General features: G+C 56.0%; 18 protein-coding genes. 10 read left to right on the plus strand and 8 right to left on the minus strand.

The genetic code is table 11. The features are described from left to right. Window positions 1-172: 172 nt before the first annotated feature. Together prlC and rsmJ are read left to right on the plus strand one after the other, a co-directional pair. Entirely contained in the window at window positions 173-2,215 is a 2,043-nt protein-coding gene (gene prlC, locus ACOTZB_RS17800; protein WP_421627981.1) for an oligopeptidase A, read from the plus strand. 7 nt (window positions 2,216-2,222) lie between these two features. Beyond that, entirely contained in the window at window positions 2,223-2,975 is a 753-nt protein-coding gene (rsmJ, locus tag ACOTZB_RS17805) for a 16S rRNA (guanine(1516)-N(2))-methyltransferase RsmJ (protein ID WP_421627982.1), read from the plus strand. A 97-nt stretch (window positions 2,976-3,072) separates the two neighbouring features. Here rsmJ and uspA read toward each other — a convergent pair whose 3' ends face one another. After that, window positions 3,073-3,510 carry a universal stress protein UspA gene (gene uspA, locus ACOTZB_RS17810; RefSeq protein WP_003861223.1) on the minus strand — a complete coding sequence of 146 codons (438 nt, stop codon included), beginning with the start codon at window positions 3,508-3,510 and terminating at the stop codon, window positions 3,073-3,075. 283 nt (window positions 3,511-3,793) lie between these two features. Here uspA and uspB point away from each other — a divergent pair, with 283 nt between their 5' ends. Further along, window positions 3,794-4,129 (plus strand): universal stress protein UspB, encoded by a 336-nt coding sequence (uspB, locus tag ACOTZB_RS17815; protein ID WP_003861224.1) that lies wholly within the window; start codon window positions 3,794-3,796, stop codon window positions 4,127-4,129. 54 nt (window positions 4,130-4,183) lie between these two features. Here uspB and pitA read toward each other — a convergent pair whose 3' ends face one another. Then, a complete protein-coding gene (gene pitA / locus ACOTZB_RS17820) occupies window positions 4,184-5,683 on the minus strand; it encodes an inorganic phosphate transporter PitA (RefSeq protein WP_023309552.1) in 1,500 nt (499 codons plus the stop codon). 228 nt (window positions 5,684-5,911) lie between these two features. Here pitA and ACOTZB_RS17825 point away from each other — a divergent pair, with 228 nt between their 5' ends. After that, window positions 5,912-7,108, plus strand: coding sequence for an NAD(P)/FAD-dependent oxidoreductase (locus tag ACOTZB_RS17825; protein WP_033147086.1), 1,197 nt, complete (start codon window positions 5,912-5,914; stop codon window positions 7,106-7,108). 32 nt (window positions 7,109-7,140) lie between these two features. Here ACOTZB_RS17825 and ACOTZB_RS17830 read toward each other — a convergent pair whose 3' ends face one another. Continuing rightward, entirely contained in the window at window positions 7,141-8,079 is a 939-nt protein-coding gene (locus tag ACOTZB_RS17830) for an NAD(P)-dependent oxidoreductase (protein WP_193805264.1), read from the minus strand. Beyond that, complete coding sequence (locus ACOTZB_RS17835; protein WP_126330588.1) at window positions 8,079-8,771, minus strand: RraA family protein; 693 nt, start codon at window positions 8,769-8,771, stop codon at window positions 8,079-8,081. Before ACOTZB_RS17835 ends, ACOTZB_RS17830 begins: the two co-directional genes overlap by 1 nt. Window positions 8,772-8,940: 169 nt before the next feature. Between ACOTZB_RS17835 and ACOTZB_RS17840 the strand changes: the two genes are divergently transcribed. Further along, complete coding sequence (locus ACOTZB_RS17840) at window positions 8,941-9,678, plus strand: IclR family transcriptional regulator (protein WP_421628074.1); 738 nt, start codon at window positions 8,941-8,943, stop codon at window positions 9,676-9,678. 37 nt (window positions 9,679-9,715) lie between these two features. Here ACOTZB_RS17840 and ACOTZB_RS17845 read toward each other — a convergent pair whose 3' ends face one another. Further along, window positions 9,716-11,050, minus strand: a complete 1,335-nt coding sequence (locus ACOTZB_RS17845; RefSeq protein ID WP_421627984.1) for an MFS transporter — start codon at window positions 11,048-11,050, stop codon at window positions 9,716-9,718. A gap of 316 nt (window positions 11,051-11,366) precedes the next feature. Here ACOTZB_RS17845 and ACOTZB_RS17850 point away from each other — a divergent pair, with 316 nt between their 5' ends. Both ACOTZB_RS17850 and ACOTZB_RS17855 read left to right on the plus strand, forming a co-directional pair. After that, window positions 11,367-11,765 carry a potassium channel family protein gene (locus ACOTZB_RS17850; RefSeq protein WP_047652928.1) on the plus strand — a complete coding sequence of 133 codons (399 nt, stop codon included), beginning with the start codon at window positions 11,367-11,369 and terminating at the stop codon, window positions 11,763-11,765. A 68-nt stretch (window positions 11,766-11,833) separates the two neighbouring features. Continuing rightward, window positions 11,834-12,859 (plus strand): TerC/Alx family metal homeostasis membrane protein, encoded by a 1,026-nt coding sequence (locus ACOTZB_RS17855; protein WP_421627986.1) that lies wholly within the window; start codon window positions 11,834-11,836, stop codon window positions 12,857-12,859. Window positions 12,860-12,918: 59 nt separating this feature from the next. Here ACOTZB_RS17855 and ACOTZB_RS17860 read toward each other — a convergent pair whose 3' ends face one another. Beyond that, window positions 12,919-13,581 carry an HAD family hydrolase gene (locus ACOTZB_RS17860; RefSeq protein ID WP_014885577.1) on the minus strand — a complete coding sequence of 221 codons (663 nt, stop codon included), beginning with the start codon at window positions 13,579-13,581 and terminating at the stop codon, window positions 12,919-12,921. Window positions 13,582-13,820: 239 nt separating this feature from the next. Here ACOTZB_RS17860 and ACOTZB_RS17865 point away from each other — a divergent pair, with 239 nt between their 5' ends. Then, window positions 13,821-14,348 carry an NlpC/P60 family protein gene (locus ACOTZB_RS17865; RefSeq protein ID WP_421627987.1) on the plus strand — a complete coding sequence of 176 codons (528 nt, stop codon included), beginning with the start codon at window positions 13,821-13,823 and terminating at the stop codon, window positions 14,346-14,348. Between the two features lie 5 nt (window positions 14,349-14,353). Here the strand turns inward: ACOTZB_RS17865 and ACOTZB_RS17870 are convergent, their stop codons facing one another. Next, on the minus strand, window positions 14,354-15,148 hold the full coding sequence (locus ACOTZB_RS17870; protein ID WP_421628076.1) for an SDR family NAD(P)-dependent oxidoreductase: 795 nt from the start codon (window positions 15,146-15,148) through the stop codon (window positions 14,354-14,356). 32 nt (window positions 15,149-15,180) lie between these two features. Next, the gene (locus ACOTZB_RS17875) at window positions 15,181-16,062 is read right to left on the minus strand and encodes a LysR family transcriptional regulator (protein WP_421627988.1); all 882 of its coding nucleotides are present in this window, start codon (window positions 16,060-16,062) and stop codon (window positions 15,181-15,183) included. Between the two features lie 99 nt (window positions 16,063-16,161). Here ACOTZB_RS17875 and ACOTZB_RS17880 point away from each other — a divergent pair, with 99 nt between their 5' ends. Together ACOTZB_RS17880 and arnB are read left to right on the plus strand one after the other, a co-directional pair. Then, the gene (locus ACOTZB_RS17880) at window positions 16,162-16,668 is read left to right on the plus strand and encodes a phenolic acid decarboxylase (protein WP_421627989.1); all 507 of its coding nucleotides are present in this window, start codon (window positions 16,162-16,164) and stop codon (window positions 16,666-16,668) included. A gap of 324 nt (window positions 16,669-16,992) precedes the next feature. Beyond that, window positions 16,993-18,132, plus strand: coding sequence for a UDP-4-amino-4-deoxy-L-arabinose aminotransferase (gene arnB, locus ACOTZB_RS17885; protein WP_421628078.1), 1,140 nt, complete (start codon window positions 16,993-16,995; stop codon window positions 18,130-18,132).

Consider the following 18,132-nt stretch of genomic DNA (forward strand, 5'->3'; position numbering starts at 1 on the left):
TAGCGCCATCGGGCAAAAATAGAGCGTATCGCCACAGTATACAGAAAAGTTTCCACTGCCGCGAAAGCGCAACGTCCGGCATTGAAATCCTCTACACTTAACCCCATTCTAGATCCCATATGCACAGCGCCGGATGCGCGCTTCATTCACCTATTTCAACAGGACAGCGTTTATGACCAATCCATTACTGACGCCTTTTTCGTTGCCGCCGTTTTCTAAAATCCTCCCTGAGCACGTGGTTCCAGCCGTTACGCAATCGCTGGACAACTGCCGCGCGGCGGTAGAAAGCGTGGTAGCGCAGGGCGCGCCGTACACCTGGGAAAATCTGTGTCAGCCGCTGGCCGAAGTGGACGACGTGTTGGGGCGTATCTTCTCCCCGGTGAGCCACCTGAACTCGGTAAAAAACAGCCCGGAACTGCGCGAAGCCTACGAACAGACCCTGCCGCTGCTCTCTGAGTACAGCACCTGGGTCGGCCAGCACGAAGGGCTGTACAAAGCCTACCGCGACCTGCGCGACGGCGACCACTATGCCGAACTGAGCACGGCGCAGAAAAAATCGGTCGATAACGCCCTGCGTGATTTTGAGCTGTCCGGGATTGGCCTGCCAAAAGAGAAGCAGACCCGCTACGGCGAAATCGCCGCGCGCCTGTCCGAGCTGGGTAACCAGTACAGCAACAACGTGCTCGACGCCACCATGGGCTGGACGAAGCTGATTACCGACGAAGCTATGCTTTCCGGTATGCCGGAAAGCGCGCTGGCGGCGGCAAAAGCCCAGGCTGAAGCGAAAGAGCAGGAAGGCTTCCTGTTGACGCTGGATATCCCGAGCTATCTGCCGGTGATGACCTACTGCGACAACCAGGCCCTGCGCGAAGAGATGTACCGTGCGTACAGCACCCGCGCCTCCGATCAGGGGCCGAATGCCGGTAAGTGGGACAACAGCCCGGTAATGGCGGAAATCCTCGCCCTGCGTCACGAGCTGGCGCAGCTGCTGGGCTTCGAAAACTACGCCGATAAATCCCTCGCCACCAAAATGGCGGAGAACCCGCAGCAGGTGCTCGACTTCCTGACGGATCTCGCGAAACGCGCCCGTCCGCAGGGTGAGAAAGAGCTGGCCCAGCTGCGCGCCTTCGCGAAAGCCGAGTTCGGCGTGGACGAGCTGCAGCCGTGGGATATCGCGTACTACAGCGAAAAACAGAAGCAGCACCTCTACAGCATCAGCGACGAGCAGCTGCGCCCGTACTTCCCGGAAAACAAAGCCGTTAACGGCCTGTTCGAAGTGGTAAAACGCATCTACGGCATCACCGCCAAAGAGCGTACCGATATCGACGTCTGGCACCCGGACGTGCGTTTCTTCGAGCTGTATGACGAGAAAAATGAGCTGCGCGGCAGCTTCTACCTCGATCTCTACGCGCGTGAGAACAAGCGCGGCGGGGCGTGGATGGATGACTGCGTGGGCCAGATGCGTAAAGCCGACGGTTCTCTGCAGAAGCCGGTCGCCTACCTGACCTGTAACTTCAACCGTCCGGTAAACGGCAAACCGGCGCTGTTCACCCACGACGAAGTGATTACCCTGTTCCACGAGTTTGGTCATGGTCTGCACCATATGCTGACCCGCATCGAAACCGCAGGCGTGGCCGGTATCAGCGGCGTGCCGTGGGATGCCGTCGAGCTGCCAAGCCAGTTTATGGAAAACTGGTGCTGGGAGCCGGACGCGCTGGCGTTTATCTCCGGTCACTACGAGACCGGCGAGCCGCTGCCGAAAGCGCTGCTGGATAAAATGCTGGCGGCGAAAAACTACCAAGCGGCGATGTTTATCCTGCGCCAGCTGGAGTTCGGCCTGTTCGATTTCCGCCTGCACGCCGAGTTTAGCCCGGAGCAGGGCGCGAAAATCCTTGAGACCCTGGCCGAGATTAAAAAGCAGGTTGCCGTTATTCCAGGGCCGACCTGGGGACGCTTCCCGCATGCCTTCAGCCACATCTTCGCAGGCGGCTACGCTGCCGGCTACTACAGCTACCTGTGGGCCGACGTGCTGGCGGCGGATGCCTTCTCTCGCTTCGAAGAAGAGGGGATCTTCAACCGCGAAACCGGCCAGTCGTTCCTCGATAACATCCTGACCCGCGGCGGGTCTGAAGAGCCAATGGTGCTGTTCAAACGCTTCCGCGGCCGCGAGCCGCAGCTGGATGCGATGCTTGAGCATTACGGGATCAAAGGCTGATTGTTACGTGAAGATCTGCTTAGTAGATGAAACAGGCGCCGGAGACGGCGCCTTATCTGTTCTGGCGGCCCGCTGGGGGCTGGAGCACGATGAAGAAAACCTGATGGCGCTGGTGATGACGCCGGAACATCTGGAGTTGCGTAAGCGCGACGAACCGAAGCTCGGCGGGATTTTCGTCGACTTTGTCGGCGGCGCGATGGCGCACCGGCGCAAGTTCGGCGGCGGTCGCGGCGAAGCGGTGGCCAAGGCGGTCGGCATCAAAGGGAGCTACCTCCCGGACGTGGTCGATGCCACGGCGGGGCTGGGGCGCGATGCGTTTGTGCTGGCGTCAGTCGGCTGTCGCGTGCGGATGCTGGAGCGTAATCCTGTGGTCGCTGCGCTGCTCGACGACGGGCTGGCGCGAGGCTATGCGGACCCGGAAATCGGCCCGTGGTTACAGGAAAGATTGCAGCTGATCCACGCCTCCAGCCTGACGGCATTGACGGATATCACCCCGCGCCCGCAGGTGGTCTATCTCGACCCGATGTTCCCGCATAAGCAGAAAAGCGCGCTGGTGAAGAAAGAGATGCGGGTGTTTCAGTCGTTGGTGGGGCCGGATTTGGATGCCGATGGCCTGCTGGAGCCGGCTCGTCAGCTTGCCACGAAGCGGGTGGTGGTAAAGCGCCCGGACTATGCGCCGCCGCTGGCGGACGTTGCGACCGCTAACGCAGTGGTCACCAAAGGGCACCGGTTTGATATTTATCCGGGTACGCCGGAATAAAAAAAGCCGGGTGGCGGCTTCGCCTTACCCGGCCTGTGTCCTCGATCTATCCCCTCTCCCTGTGGAAGAGGGTTAGGGTGAGGGGAATTTAACGCACTTACTCGTCTTCTTCGTCACGCAGTGGAACAATCAGCATATCCACGTGAACGGTGTTAATCAGCTGGCGCGCTGATGACATCAGCTTGCTCCAGAAGTCCTGATGGTGACCGCAAACCACCAGGTCCATATCGTATTTCTTAATCGCATCAACCAGCACCTGGCCCAGGTCGCCGCTGCCGCTCAGGGTTTCGGTAATCGGATAGCCCGCGTTGGTGGAGAGTTCGCTCAGGGCATGGTGAGTCTCTTCGGAAATGCGTTTCTGCATATCGCCAAGATTCACGTCGATCAGACCGGTGTAGAGGTCGGAGTAATTCACATCAACGTGAATCAGCGAAACTTTCGCGTTGTAGGGACGTGCCATGGATACCGCTTTATCAACCAGCACTTTGCTCTCCGGAGAGAGGTCAACCGCGATGAGAATGTGTTTGTAAGCCATAGTGTTACTCCTTCCTTAAGTTATCGATGACTAAGTGAGAATGCCGTCGTCTGATACTTTCATTACGGCCCAGTTAAACATATTTTTCAAGCTTTGGTGTTGATAACGATTAACCTTGTGGCAAAAAAATTAACGGATCTCCTACACTATTAAATGAGCCGTTCGGATATTAAAACGCGAACCGGATCGACTTCTGGTCATTCTTTCACTGAACTGTCTGTCAGGGCATTGGGGTGCGGTAGCTCAGGAGCCTTGCTTCGTGGGCGGACGCCGGGGAGGATGTATGATTAGCACCGTCGCATTGTTTTGGGCGTTATGCGTGGTTTGCATAGTGAATATGGCGCGCTACTTCTCATCGTTACGTGCGCTGTTAGTGGTACTTCGTGGTTGCGATCCGTTGCTTTATCAGTATGTGGACGGTGGAGGGTTCTTCACCTCGCATGGACAGCCCAGCAAGCAGATGCGTCTGGTGGGATACATCTACTACCAGCGCTACCGCGATCATCACGATGAAGAGTTTATTCGTCGCTGCGAGCGCCTGCGTCGTCAGTTCATTTTGACCAGCGCCCTGTGCGGGCTGGTCGTGGTCAGTATGATTGCATTGATGATTTGGCACTGAGCATAAAAAAAGCGGGCCAGTTTCCTGACCCGCTTTTTTGTCGCCTTCAACCGATTAAATCAGCTTCAGCGAAATCCAGTACAAACCGCCAGACAGCAGGATTGAGGCCGGAAGGGTGAACACCCAGGCCATCAGAATGTTGGTCACGGTTTTGCGCTGCAGACCGCCGCCGTCAACAATCATGGTACCTGCCACGGACGAAGAGAGTACGTGGGTGGTCGATACCGGCATACCGGTGTAGCTCGCCAGACCGATAGACACTGCCGCCGTCATCTGCGCGGACATACCCTGCGCATAGGTCATGCCTTTCTTACCGATCTTCTCGCCGATGGTGGTCGCCACACGACGCCAGCCAATCATCGTACCGATACCGAGTGCCAGCGCGACGGCCATGATGATCCAGATTGGCGCGTACTCAATGGTGTTGAGCATATCGCTTTTCAGTTTCTTCAGCAGACGTTTGTCGTCACCATTCACCTCTGGCAGCTTCGCGACTTTATCGGTCACATCAGAGATACAGAGCATGATACGACGCAGCTGACCACGCTGTTCTACAGCCAGTTTGTCGTAGCTTTCGATATCGCCCAGCATGCCTTTCGCACGTTCCAGCGCGTTAATCGCGTTTGCCGGATGGCAGTGGAACTCGCCAGGCGCGGTGGTTGCACCGGCTTCTGGAGAAGGGATCAACTGATCAACGCCGGTCGCTTTTTTCAGCAGGTCAGGATGCTGCTGGAAATAGGTTTCAACGTTGTTGACCGCATCGCGGGTACGGGTGATTTCGTAACCCGAGGCGTTCATGTTTACCACGAAGCCTGCCGGTGCGACGCCGATCAGAACCAGCATCACCAGACCAATGCCTTTCTGCCCGTCGTTCGCGCCGTGAGAGAAGGCCACGCCGATAGCGGAAATGATCAGGGCGATACGCGTCCAGAACGGCGGCTTTTTCTTGCCGTCTTTCTTCTCACGCTCTGCTGGCGTCAGGTGGATACGCGCACGTTTTTTCGTGTTGCTCCAGTAGCGACGCAGGATAAAAATCAATCCACCCGCGACTACCAGGCCCACGATAGGGGAGATGATCAGGGAGCCGAAAATGCCCAATACTTTAGGCAGGTTCAGCGCATCAACGACGGAGGTTCCGGTCATCAGGGCATTGGTTAACCCGATACCGATAATCGCGCCGATGAGGGTGTGAGAACTGGATGCAGGCAGGCCAAAATACCAGGTACCGAGGTTCCAGATAATTGCAGCAAGCAGCATTGAGAACACCATAGCGAGGCCATGGCCAGAACTAACGTTAAGCAGCAGATCCGTTGGCAGCATATGCACGATGGCATACGCAACGCTCAGCCCGCCCAGGAGGACACCAAAAAAGTTAAATACCGCCGCCATAACAACCGCAAGCTGCGATCGCATTGCGCGAGTGTAGATAACCGTCGCTACTGCGTTTGCAGTGTCGTGGAAGCCGTTGATCGCTTCGTAAAACAGTACAAAAACCAGAGCAAGCAATAATAAAAGCCCGGTATGTAAATCCAGGCCGGCAAACAAATGTAGCATAGGACGTTACGCCATTTTGAGGACATGAACGCGGCGCATTATCCAGGACAAATGCGCGGCGGGCAAAGTGAAATATAGACTTTTTTTGACATACCACCTGATTTGAGAAATGCCTCATAAAGGATATTCTTTAAATTTCAATGGAATGCCTTTGTAATATCTTTTTACGCTGGTGTGACCACAGAGGAAACTTTACAATCCGCGGCAGTTAACAAAGAGGGTTTTGACGTGGAAAGGTTTGATGCCGTGGTAATTGGCGCCGGTGCGGCGGGTATGTTTTGTGCGGCAATGGCCGGACAGGCGGGTCGTCGCGTGCTGCTGCTGGATAACGGTAAAAAGCCCGGCCGTAAGATCCTGATGTCCGGCGGCGGGCGCTGCAACTTTACTAATCTGTATGTTGAGCCCGCGGCCTATTTGAGCCAAAACCGTCATTTTTGTAAATCTGCGCTGGCGCGCTACACCCAATGGGATTTTATCGACCTGGTCGGTAAGCACGGTATCGCGTGGCATGAAAAGACGCTGGGACAGCTGTTCTGCGACGACTCCGCACAGCAGATTGTCGATATGCTGGTGGCCGAGTGCGAGAAGGGCGGTGTGGTGATGCGTCTGCGCACGGAAGTGCTGGAGGTCGCCCGCGACGACCAGGGCTACACGCTGCAGCTGAACGGTGAAACCGTCAGCGCAGACAGCCTGGTGATCGCCAGCGGCGGCCTGTCTATGCCGGGGCTGGGCGCCTCCCCGTTCGGCTATAAGATTGCCGAACAGTTTGGCCTGAAAGTCTTGCCCACGCGTGCCGGGCTGGTGCCGTTTACGCTGCATAAACCGCTTCTGGAACAGCTGCAGACGCTGTCCGGCGTGTCTGTTCCCTCCGTCATTACCGCCGAAGACGGGACGGTGTTCCGCGAAAATCTGCTCTTTACCCATCGCGGCCTCTCCGGCCCGGCGGTACTGCAAATCTCCAGCTACTGGCAGCCGGGGGAGTTTGTCACGGTGAATCTGCTCCCCGATTGCGATCTCGACGCGTTCCTTAACGAGCAGCGTACCGCGCACCCGAATCAAAGCCTGAAAAACACCCTGGCAATGCAGCTGCCAAAACGTCTGGTGGAATGTTTGCAGGCGCTGGGGCAGATTCCGGATGTGTCTCTCAAGCAGCTGAACAGCCGCGAGCAGGAGACGCTGGTAGAGACGCTGACAAACTGGCGCGTGCAGCCAAACGGCACGGAAGGCTACCGAACCGCGGAAGTCACGCTGGGCGGGGTCGACACGAATGAGCTCTCGTCCCGCACCATGGAAGCGCGTAACGTGCCGGGGCTCTACTTTATTGGCGAAGTGATGGATGTGACCGGCTGGCTCGGCGGCTACAACTTCCAGTGGGCATGGGCAAGTGCCTGGGCATGTGCTCAGGCGCTGGCAGAAGACAAGTGACATAAGCGCGCTGCCACTCGTCGCGGTTGGCTTTACGAGCTGACGGTGGTTGCGTCCGTCACGGCCAGAATATTGCTCGCGGCCACGGTCCCCATCCTGATATATGACGCTGCGGTAACGCCGCCAATATGCGGTGAAATGACCACGTTTTCTACGGACTGCCAGAGGTGCGGCGCGGTCAGCGGCTCGTGGGGAAAGCTGTCCAGCGCGGCGCTGTGCAGCGTGCCATCCGTGAGCGCCGCCAGTAACGACTCATCGTGGATCAGTCCACCGCGTGCCGTATTGACCAGAATGGCGTTCCGCTTGCAGTGTGCGAGCGTTTCGCTATTGATCATCCCCCGATTCTCATCGGTCAGCGGACAGTGCAAAGAGATGACATCGGAACGGGAAAGAAGTCCGTTCAGCGTTTCTGCGCGTTCGCACAGAGCAGGCATAGTCTTAGCATAGGGATCGTAAGCCAGCACCTTCATGCCGAAAGCGTGACCAATAGTCGCCACGCGCGAGCCGATAGCACCCAACCCAATTAACCCCAGCGTTAAGCCCTCGAGTTCAATGGATTTATGCATCGCCTTATCCCAGTGCCCGTCCCGCAGCCGCTTGTCCAGAGGCACCACTGACTTTGCGCAGGCGAGGATCAGCGCCCAGGTATGTTCAGCCACTGCGGCCGCGTTTGCGCCTGGCGCAGCGCGGACGGCGATGTTGCGCTCGGCCGCTGCCGTCTGGTCTATCACATCGATCCCGCTTCCGTGCTTGGAAATAACCTGCAGTGCCGGGGCGGCATCCATGACCTTCGCGGTGATCCGGCCGTAACGTACCAGAATCGCCACAGGATTGTGTCGTTCACACAGCGCGATCAGGTCATCTTCTGTGGGCTGGCGGCCCGCAAACACTACCTCAAAGCCCTGCAACATCACCATGGCCTGCTCCGCCAGGTCGCTTCCGGTAACCAGAACTACGTCTTTGCCCCCCATCACAGCGTCTCCCCGTCAGCTAACATACCTGCCTTACGAAGCGCGTCATCAAGCCAGTGTGGACGTAAATCGCCTTCACGAATGGCGGCAAGACGCCGGGTCTCCATCTCCAGCTTTCCTTTTGCCAGCGCGATAACCTCCTGAACCTCATCGCGCGGGATCACGACCACGCCGTCGATATCCGCGACAACCAGATCCCCGGCCTGAACCGTCGCCCCGGCGACTGAAATGGGATGATTAACCCGGCCAGAAATTAACTTTGTCGGGCCGCAGGGGTTCAGACCGGCAGAAAAGACAGGGTAGTGACCTTTGCTCAGGGTGTCGGCGTCACGTACAGCGCCGTCAATAATGATGCCCGCAATACCGCTCGCCTGAGCCTGAGTGGCCATGATTTCGCCAAGCAGCGCGCAGCTCAGGTCGCCTTTGCCATCGACGACCAGGACATCGCCGGGCTGCGCCACCGCCATCGCGGCATGAATCGCCAGATTATCACCCGGACGGACTTCCACGGTGACGGCCGGACCCGCAACGGACATATGTGGGGCCAGTGGTTTGATGCGGCCATGAAGCGTACCGCGGCGACCGGCCACGTCGGCCAGAATAGCTGCTTGATACTCGGCAGCCCGACGAACGTCCTCAGCAGAAACGCGCTCGAACTGGCGATTAATCGGTTTTTTTTCAGTAACGGACATAAATGCCTCCATATTGTTTTACTGAGTACAATGCAGGTGTACAGAACAAAACAACTATAGCGGTGTTGCTTTCCTTTTAGCCAGACCCGAGGTGGCGTTTGTGATGTAAACACGAAGTGACTCACAAAATTTGAGGTACACTCACTGCCGGGCTAACAAGGAGATAATGATGGGGAATGAAGGCGTTGTAGCGGTTGAAAAAGCGCTGGCTTTACTGGATTGCTTCCGTCCTGGGGATGAGAGCCTGACGCTGACCGCGCTGGCACAGCTGTCGGGTTATCACAAAACCACGGTTTACCGCTTGATGAATTCTCTTGAACGGATGAATTACGTCGTCAGGCATGAAGACGGCAATTATGCGCTTGGCCCACGTCTGCTTTACCTCGGCAAGCTGTATGAACAATCTTTCCATCTTTCCCGGGTGGTTCAGCCAGAGCTTCAGGCCTTATCTCTGGCGTCTCAGGAGAGTGCCAGCTGGTATGTGCTGGAGGGAGGGCAACGCCTTTGCCTGTTTCGCGCTGAAGCGTCGCATGGCCTGCGACACAGCAATCTTCCCGGCAGCCAGTTCCCGCTCGATAATTCGGCCATCAGTAAGGTATTGCGTCATTGGGGGCTCAATGAAAGCCTGCCGGAGGAAGACGCTGAACTCCCTTTCTACACGTCAGGCGCACGCGATCCCCATACCGCTGCGTTTGCGATGCCTGTCTTCGGCGTTCACGACAAGCTGGTTGCGGCGTTAGCCCTGACCGGTCCCATCTCGCGGTTGACGGAAGATCGTCGTGAGAAGGAAATAGGGCAGTTGATGAAGGCGGCTGCAAGCCGTCTTTCGCAGAAAATGGGTGCCAGTAAGCCCTTCTGTCAGCAGTTCTTTGGTGAAACGAGCGACGCGACGGAAGAAAATCTTTAAACGCAGAAGCGGGACATTTGTCCCGCTCCTGTCATCACTAATGCGTGACCTGTTTTTCGTGTAGCTGAGCGTTGCGAGCCTGCCGTCCTATGATGAGTACCGCGATACCCCCGGCCACGCACAGCACGGCCAGCGGAAGCATAGCCAGCGTGTAGCTACCCGTCCGCTCATTGATAATGCCGTACGCGTTTACCATCACTGCCCCGCCTATCAGGTTTGCGATGGCACCAATCGCGGCCAGTCCTGCCGCCGCTGAGGTACTGCTCATCCAACCGGACGCCAGCGCCCAGAAAGGCCCTTTCATTGAATAAGCGCCTATCAGCATAATGCTGAGGATGACGATCGTGGCAGACAGCGAGACGCTCGCAAAGGCGGCAAACACGCCGGCGGCAATCATGAACAGCGTCAGCGCGGTATGCCAGCGGCGTTCGTTGGTACGATCGGAGTTCCGTCCCCATACAATCATGAGAACCGATGCCAGACCGTAAGGAATAGCGTTAAGCAGACCTGTCTCAAGATTATCGAGATGGAAGGATTTCAGCAGTTGAGGAGACCAGACGCTGATGGTGGTGCCCGCGGACGATGCTCCGGCGTAAATCAGCGCCATCAGCCAGATTTGGCGATGCTTCAGCAACTGCCACGTGGTCTGATGTCCGATATTCTTTTGCTGATTGCGCTCGGTTTCCAGCGTGGTTTCCAGCCATTGTTTCTGTTCGCTGCTAAGCCAGCTCGCCTGGTGAGGACGATCCCGGAGAATAAACCAGGCCGCAATACCCAGCAGCACCGCCGGCAAGCCTTCAATAATGAACAGCAGGTGCCAGCCGCGAAGACCCAGCCAGCCATCCAGTGACAGTATCAATCCGGAAAGCGGGGAACCGATGAAGTTAGCGAGCGGGATGGCGACCATAAAGGACGCAATAATGCGTGCGCGGTAGCGGGACGGGATCCACCAGGTCAGATACAGCACGACGCCCGGGAAGAAGCCCGCCTCTGCAGCACCGAGAAGAAAACGGACGATATAGAGCGATGTGGTGTTCTGCACCAGGGACATACACATGGAGACGATGCCCCAGCTGATCATAATGCGCGGGATCCACAGCCGGGCACCGACTTTCTGCATGGCCAGGTTGCTGGGTACCTCAAACAAAAAATAGGCCACGAAGTAAAGGCTGCTGGCGAAGCCAAACGCGGCTTTGCTGAGGCCAAGGTCCTCATTCATCTGCAGCGAAGCCATGCCGATATTCCCGCGATCGATAATGGAGACCAGGTAACTGACAATCAGAAACGGGAGAATACGCCAGATCACCTTCCGCATCGTCTCTCTTTCTATGTCCTCGGTGGCGGTAGCGCCGTTACGTAAATGTTCTGTCATTGTGTCCTCGCAGGGTTTGTTCTTTGTTTTATTAGGTACAACTCAGTTTTATTAAACAAAACCACTATAGCGACGGTGCGTTATTTTTATCCAGTTAATGGAAGGTTTAAATGATGTAAATAAGAGGTGACTCACAGATAGCGCGCTGCGGATACATCGCTTTTAGCTGCTAACCAGCCGCAAGCAGGACGCGCTGGCAGAGAAATAGTCACGCAGCGCAATTATTGCACCAACTTTTGCTTTCCATTCAACTAAGCTTCGACCAGGTGCCCCGCCGCGTTAGCGGGGCCATACTCCTTTTGGTCGAGCACGCATCATGCAGCTACTCAGTATTATTATTTTGCTTACCCTAACCGTGGTGATCCATTCGCTGTGGATGTTTGGCGTTTTAAAATTCATCAAATTAGAAGTCGATTCTGCGGTACGCATTGTTTTACGCAATGTCGGTATCGTGATCTCCATGATCTTCGCCCATCTCCTTGAGGCCGGGCTGTTTGCTGGGTTTTATTTTGTCATCGACGCGTTTAATGACTGGAACACCAGCTTCTATTTTTCACTGGTCAGCTACGCCACCGTGGGATACGGCGACGTCACGTTACCCCAGCACTGGCGGCTCATCGGCGGAGTGGAAGGGCTGGTGGGCGCGTTGATGGTAGGCTGGTCTGTGGCGGTTCTGGTGGCGGTGCTGCAGCGTTTGCGCGGTATGAGCGGCTAGACGACGGGTGTGCTAAAGTAACGATCTTTTTCTGTTACTGGCTTTTGTCAGTTTGTATGGTGTTGTGTATGTCTGCTGCTCATCTCGGTTTCCCGACGGAAACCGTTGTTGTCTTCGTGGTGATGGCCGTTGGGGCGATGTTTATCGACCTCTTTATGCACCGTCACGATAAACCGATCTCGCTGAAAAGCGCGGCGATGTGGTCCGTTTTCTGGGTCATGATGGCGATGGCCTTCGCCGGATTTCTGTACGTTCACCACGGCGCCGAGATGGCGAGCCTGTTCCTTACCGGCTATGCGCTGGAAGAGGTGCTCTCCGTCGATAACCTGTTCGTGATGATGGCGATCTTCGCCTGGTTCGGCGTGCCGGATAAGTACCGTCACCGCGTGCTCTACTGGGGCGTGCTGGGGGCGATTGTCTTCCGCGGCATCTTTGTGGCTATTGGCACCAGCCTGCTGAGTCTGGGGCCGTACGTTGAGGTGATCTTCGCGCTGGTCGTCGGCTGGACGGCGGTGATGATGCTCAGGCGCAATGAAGAGAGCGACGAAGTGGAGGATTACTCGGGCCATCTCGCCTATCGCATGGTGAAGCGCTTCTACCCGGTCTGGCCGAAAATCAGCAGCAACGCCTTTATTCTGACCCAGAAAGAGGTGGATGCGGAGCTGGAGAAACCGGAAAACCAGGAGGTGATGGTTGGCCGCGTGAAGAAGGCGAAGCGCTATGCGACGCCGCTGCTGCTTTGCGTAGCCGTCGTCGAGCTTTCTGACGTCATGTTCGCGTTTGACTCCGTGCCGGCCATTATTGCCGTGAGCCGCGAGCCGCTGATTATCTACAGCGCCATGATGTTCGCCATTCTCGGCCTGCGTACGCTTTACTTCGTGCTGGAAGCGCTGAAGCAGTATCTGGTGCACCTCGAGAAAGCCGTGGTTCTGCTGCTGTTCTTCGTGGCGTTCAAGCTCGGTTTAAATGCCACCGATCACTTCTGGCATCACGGTTACAGCATTGGCGCCACGGCCAGTCTGTTTGTGGTACTAGGCGTGCTGGCACTGGGGATTATTGCGAGCGTGATGTTCCCGGGAAAACGTGAGGCCTGATGCATCGTTTTCTCCCTCTCCCTGTGGGAGAGGGGCGGGGTGAGGGCACCGGACCGCACCTAACCCTTAATCGGTGAATTCCGACGCTTGCGCGGGTGGTGGAAGTGCCGCCAGTGTGGATCCTGCGCCGCCGCCAGCAGCTCGTGGTCGCCGCGGGTGTCTCCCCAGGCGCGCAGGTGATAGGCGTTCAGATCGCCATACACTTTTTCCAGCCTTGCCACCTTCTGGGCGCAGCGGCAGTTATTGCCCGTGATGCGCCCCGTCAGCTTGCCGTCTTTCACTTCCAGCTGCGTGCCAATCAGCTTAATGCCGAGCTTATCAGCCCATGGCTGGAGCACCAGCGCCGGGGACGCGGAACAGATGGTCACCTCCGCACCGGAATTTACCTCAGCCGCCACCGCCAGAACCCCTTCAGGGCGCATCAGCTTGTTCCAGTATTTTTCGCAAAAGGCTTCCGCCTGCTGACGCAGCCAGTGTTCATCCACGCCCGTCAGGAAGGTTTTAATCAGCACTTCCTTAAGCTCATCGCGCGTCAGCTTGCGACGCACGCAGTGGAGCGTGGGCAGCGCCATGCGCACCAGACGGCCCGCGAAGTAGCGTTTACCGAAGGCAAAACGCAGGAAAGGAATAAAGCTATCGTGGTGCGTTAATGTCCCGTCAAAGTCAAAGACAGAGAGCACGCTGGATTTAGCCACCGTCTCATCGGCAATCATATTGGTCATAAATACGTCTTAGCTGAAATACACATTCTGCGGATCAGTTTACCTGCTTTAGCTGGACAGTCCTTATACCACCACTCTTTTTTTCTCGATCTTGCGATCTCAAGGTGAGTCCATTTTTGGCCTCGATAACAATTGGTGAAAAAACGAGCTGTCTATATTATCGCCACATCGCAAGATATTTAGGGGAACCATTGGCCCCCACAGGTAAGGAAAAACTCACTCACTACTTCTTTCTTGATATGACACTTAGATCGCTTATTTCAATCCTCACGTTAAGTTTTGCTTCGTTTTCTGCGTTCAGCTTTCAACTGCCAGCGTCGATGTTATCGATGAACAGCGAACTGGCAGCATCACCGGCGAAATCTGCGCTGGTGCATCAGGAAACGGGCCCGCTGCGCTCGCGTATTCTCGATCAATACCAGAAGTGGAAAGGTACCCACTACCAGTGGGGCGGAACCACGCATCGCGGGGTGGATTGCTCCGCGCTGATGCAGCACTTGTTCACCGATGCGGCGCATCTTAATTTGCCGCGCACGACGAGTGAACAGATCCATCGCGGCGTGCAGGTGGCGCAATACCGCCTGAGAGCCGGCGATCTGGTCTTCTTCCAGACGGGTCCGAACCGCAAGCACGTCGGCGTTTATATTGGCGAAAACCAGTTTATTCATGCCTCAACCAGTCAGGGCGTAACGGTTTCAACCCTGACGGATGATTACTGGCAGGCACACTACATTACCGCCCGTCGGGTCGCAGGCAGCGCGGCCTGACAGCATCAGATGATGTCATCCACGACGCCACCGTCGACGCGCAGCGCCGCGCCCGATGTGGCGGAGGCCTGGGGCGAACAGACATAAATCACCATGTTGGCCACCTCTTCAACCGTGGCCGCGCGCTGGATAACCGAGCTGGGGCGGTTGGCCATCACAAACTCTTTCGCCAGCTGTTCCAGCGATTTGCCGGTTTTTTCGATTTCATCTTTCATCATCTCTGCGAAACCGTCAGACATCGTCGGGCCTGGCAGGACGCTGTTAACCGTCACGCCGCTCCCCGCCACGAACTTCGCCAACCCGCGCGCCAGTGAGAGCTGGGCCGTTTTGGTCACGCCGTAGTGGATCATATCCGCCGGAATATTGCAGGCCGACTCGGAGGAGATAAACACCACGCGTCCCCAGCCTTTCTGCACCATGCCCGGCAGCAGGGCGCGGGACAGACGCACGCCGGACATCACGTTGGTCTGCCAGTAACGCTCCCAGGTCTCATCGTCGGTGGCATAGAAATCCTGCGGACCATAAATCCCGGCGTTATTGACCAGAATATCGACGTTATTCGCAACCTTCAAAATCGACTCGACCCCTTCCGCCGTGCTGAGATCGGCAATCGCGGCGCGCACCTGTACGCCCGGCACTACCTGCTGGAGCTGCTGAATGCCTTTATTCACCGATTCCGTGCTCCGGCCATTGACGATCACTTCCGCACCGCTTTCTGCCAGACCTCTGGCAATGGCGAACCCGATCCCGCTGGTTGAGGCGGTCACCAGCGCCACTTTCCCCGCAAAGTCGATTTTCATCATCTGCTCCTTCTCGTTTTAACGTTCGGACCTTAAAGCGTAGCAGGTGAGGATGACGGCTCCTGGCTAAAAAGGCGCAATAGCGTCTCAACCTGTTCATCAAGCGGGGCGAGGGAGCGCTTAACTATCAGGTGTAGCGGCGTTGCCCTGCGCGCGCCATGGCTCAGCGGCAGGCGTTTCAGTAGGCCCTGATCCAACTGGGTCTGGATGCGTTCCTCTGGCAGCCAGCCGTAGCCGACCTGAGAGACGACGGCCTCTATGGCGGCATCGATGGTGGAGAAGGTCCACGACTCGCCGGCCGCGCGCGCGGCGGGCTGGCTGTCCGCAATCTGGATGAGCGGCCACGGGCGCAGCATCTCATCATTGAGCGGCGCGTCGAGGTGAAACAGGGGATGCTGATGATGGGCCACGGCAACAAAGTCGATATTCATCAGCCATTCGCCGAGCCCGGTAATGTCCTGGCGGCGGGTTAAGACCATCACATCGGCTTCATCGTTAATGGCATCGGCGCGGGTATTTTCCAGCACCTCGGTCAGACGGACCCGGGTCTGCGGATACTGCTGCTGGAACTGACGCAGGATGGCGAACAGGCGGCGGCGCGGGAAAATGGAGTCCACCACCAGATCCAGCCGCGTGCGCATTCCGTTGCGAAGGGTCGCTGCCCGCGTCTCAACATACGAAAAGGCTTTCAGCAGCGGTTTAACCTGATTGAGAAGAAGCTCTCCTGCCGGCGTTAACACCGCCCGTCGTCCCTCCGGCACCAGAAGCGCCACGCCGAGCCGCTCCTGCAGCAGCGACAGGTTATAGCTCACCGAGGACTGGCTGCGGTGCGTTTCTTCCGCCGCTCTGGCAAAGCTGCCCGCCTCAACTACCTTTTCCAGTAAAGACCATTGTTCAAGCGTCGTCTTATGCATGATTTATCTAAAATTTGGATGAATTTGATTAAAACATAGCGTTATTCATTCATTTTTTGAAGGGGTACGATCTTCTCATCAAAACAAAGGAGACATCTTATGAACACCTTCGACAAACACGACTTAAGCGGCTTTGTTGGTAAACATCTTGTATATACCTACGATAACGGCTGGAACTACGAGATTTACGTCAAAAATGAGACTACCCTGGATTACCGTATTCACAGCGGTCTTGTAGCCAACCGTTGGGTGAAAGATCAGCAGGCTTATATCGTGCGGGTAGGGGAGAGCATCTACAAAATTTCCTGGACCGAGCCAACCGGTACCGACGTTAGCCTGATCGTCAACCTGGGCGACAAACTGTTCCATGGCACCATCTTCTTCCCGCGCTGGGTTATGAATAACCCGGAAAAAACCGTCTGCTTCCAGAACAATCACATTCCGCTGATGAACAGCTATCGCGATGCGGGTCCGGCGTATCCAACGGAAGTGATTGATGAATTTGCTACGATCACCTTTGTGCGCGACTGCGGTGCCAATGATGAAAGCGTGATTGCCTGCGCGGCCAGCGAGTTACCGGAAGACTTTCCAGATAACTTAAAATAAGCGCGACAATTAACTAAAAAGAAAAGTTCCCGGTTATTTCTTCTTTTACAGAAATAGCCGGGATTTTTTTTGTTTGTTTATGCTTGGTTTAAAAATTACATCTTGTAAAAATTTAGTTGGATCACGAAATAAATAATTCATAATTATCTAACTCATTGTTTATAAAAAATATGTAATTGGTTTTGTTACATCTGCAATACACATCTTAATTTTTCCCTAAGAAATGAACGATACCTTGATATGAGTTTATGGTTCGTTGAAATAAACGAAAAAGTAATTGGTTAATATCAAGCGCGTGCCATTCTTATTGCAAGGAAATTAATGATGAGTGATTTTTTGCCTTTTTCCCGCCCGTCGATGGGTCATGAGGAATTAGCGGCGTTGCAGGAGGTTTTAACCTCTGGCTGGATCACCACGGGTCCTAAGAATCAGGAACTGGAAGAGGCATTCTGTCAACTTACCGGGAATCAGCATGCGATTGCCGTCTGTTCAGCTACCGCGGGCATGCACGTCACGCTGATGGCGCTGGAGATTGGCCCAGGCGATGAAGTTATTACCCCTTCCCAGACCTGGGTCTCCACGCTGAATATGATCGTGTTGCTGGGCGCCACGCCGGTCATGATTGATGTAGATAAAGATACATTAATGGTGACGCCTGAAGCCGTTGAGGCCGCCATTACCCCGCGTACCAAAGCCATTATTCCCGTTCACTATGCCGGCGCGCCGTGTGAAATCGACGCTATCCATGCCATCGGTGAACGTCACGGTATTCCGGTTATTGAAGATGCGGCCCATGCCGCCGGAACGTACTACCAGAACCGTCATGTGGGCTGGAAAGGAACGGCGATTTTTTCCTTTCACGCCATTAAAAATATGACCTGCGCGGAAGGCGGCTTAGTCGTCACGGATAATGCCCGGCTGGCGCAGCGGATCCGCAGCCTGAAATTCCATGGCCTCGGCGTAGATGCCTATGACCGCCAGACGCACGGCCGCGCGCCGCAGGCGGAAGTGATCGCGCCGGGCTATAAATACAACCTGGCGGACATCAACGCCGCGCTGGCGCTGGTGCAGTTGGGCAAGCTGGAAGAGGCCAACAGGCGCCGCCAGGAGATCGCCGAACGCTACCTGCGGGAGCTTGCCGATACGCCGTTCCAGCCGCTCACCGTTCCGTCATGGCCGCACGTGCACGCCTGGCACCTGTTTATTATTCGCGTTGACGAAGCGCGCTGCGGGATCTCACGCGACAGCCTGATGGCGGCGCTAAAAGAGAAAGGCATCGGTACCGGCCTCCACTTTCGCGCGGCGCACACCCAAAAATACTACCGCGAGCGTTTTCCTGATGTATCGCTTCCGAATTCTGAATGGAATAGCGCGCGTATTTGTTCTCTCCCTCTTTTCCCGGACATGACTCATGACGACACGACCCGCGTCATTACCGCACTCCATCAGCTTGCAGGACATTGA

Source organism: Enterobacter cloacae complex sp. SHL020, assembly GCF_049236945.1.
In the GTDB taxonomy this organism is placed as follows: Bacteria; Pseudomonadota; Gammaproteobacteria; order Enterobacterales; family Enterobacteriaceae; genus Enterobacter; species Enterobacter dykesii.

Coding starts and splice junctions, on each gene's coding strand:
- prlC (WP_421627981.1), top strand. CDS start 173: ATGACCAATCCATTACTGACGCCTTTTTCGTTGCCGCCGTTTTCTAAA.
- uspA (WP_003861223.1), bottom strand. CDS start 3,510: ATGGCTTACAAACACATTCTCATCGCGGTTGACCTCTCTCCGGAGAGC.
- uspB (WP_003861224.1), top strand. CDS start 3,794: ATGATTAGCACCGTCGCATTGTTTTGGGCGTTATGCGTGGTTTGCATA.
- pitA (WP_023309552.1), bottom strand. CDS start 5,683: ATGCTACATTTGTTTGCCGGCCTGGATTTACATACCGGGCTTTTATTA.
- ACOTZB_RS17830 (WP_193805264.1), bottom strand. CDS start 8,079: ATGGGGGGCAAAGACGTAGTTCTGGTTACCGGAAGCGACCTGGCGGAG.
- ACOTZB_RS17835 (WP_126330588.1), bottom strand. CDS start 8,771: ATGTCCGTTACTGAAAAAAAACCGATTAATCGCCAGTTCGAGCGCGTT.
- ACOTZB_RS17840 (WP_421628074.1), top strand. CDS start 8,941: ATGGGGAATGAAGGCGTTGTAGCGGTTGAAAAAGCGCTGGCTTTACTG.
- ACOTZB_RS17845 (WP_421627984.1), bottom strand. CDS start 11,050: ATGACAGAACATTTACGTAACGGCGCTACCGCCACCGAGGACATAGAA.
- ACOTZB_RS17850 (WP_047652928.1), top strand. CDS start 11,367: ATGCAGCTACTCAGTATTATTATTTTGCTTACCCTAACCGTGGTGATC.
- ACOTZB_RS17855 (WP_421627986.1), top strand. CDS start 11,834: ATGTCTGCTGCTCATCTCGGTTTCCCGACGGAAACCGTTGTTGTCTTC.
- ACOTZB_RS17860 (WP_014885577.1), bottom strand. CDS start 13,581: ATGACCAATATGATTGCCGATGAGACGGTGGCTAAATCCAGCGTGCTC.
- ACOTZB_RS17865 (WP_421627987.1), top strand. CDS start 13,821: ATGACACTTAGATCGCTTATTTCAATCCTCACGTTAAGTTTTGCTTCG.
- ACOTZB_RS17870 (WP_421628076.1), bottom strand. CDS start 15,148: ATGAAAATCGACTTTGCGGGGAAAGTGGCGCTGGTGACCGCCTCAACC.
- ACOTZB_RS17875 (WP_421627988.1), bottom strand. CDS start 16,062: ATGCATAAGACGACGCTTGAACAATGGTCTTTACTGGAAAAGGTAGTT.
- ACOTZB_RS17880 (WP_421627989.1), top strand. CDS start 16,162: ATGAACACCTTCGACAAACACGACTTAAGCGGCTTTGTTGGTAAACAT.
- arnB (WP_421628078.1), top strand. CDS start 16,993: ATGAGTGATTTTTTGCCTTTTTCCCGCCCGTCGATGGGTCATGAGGAA.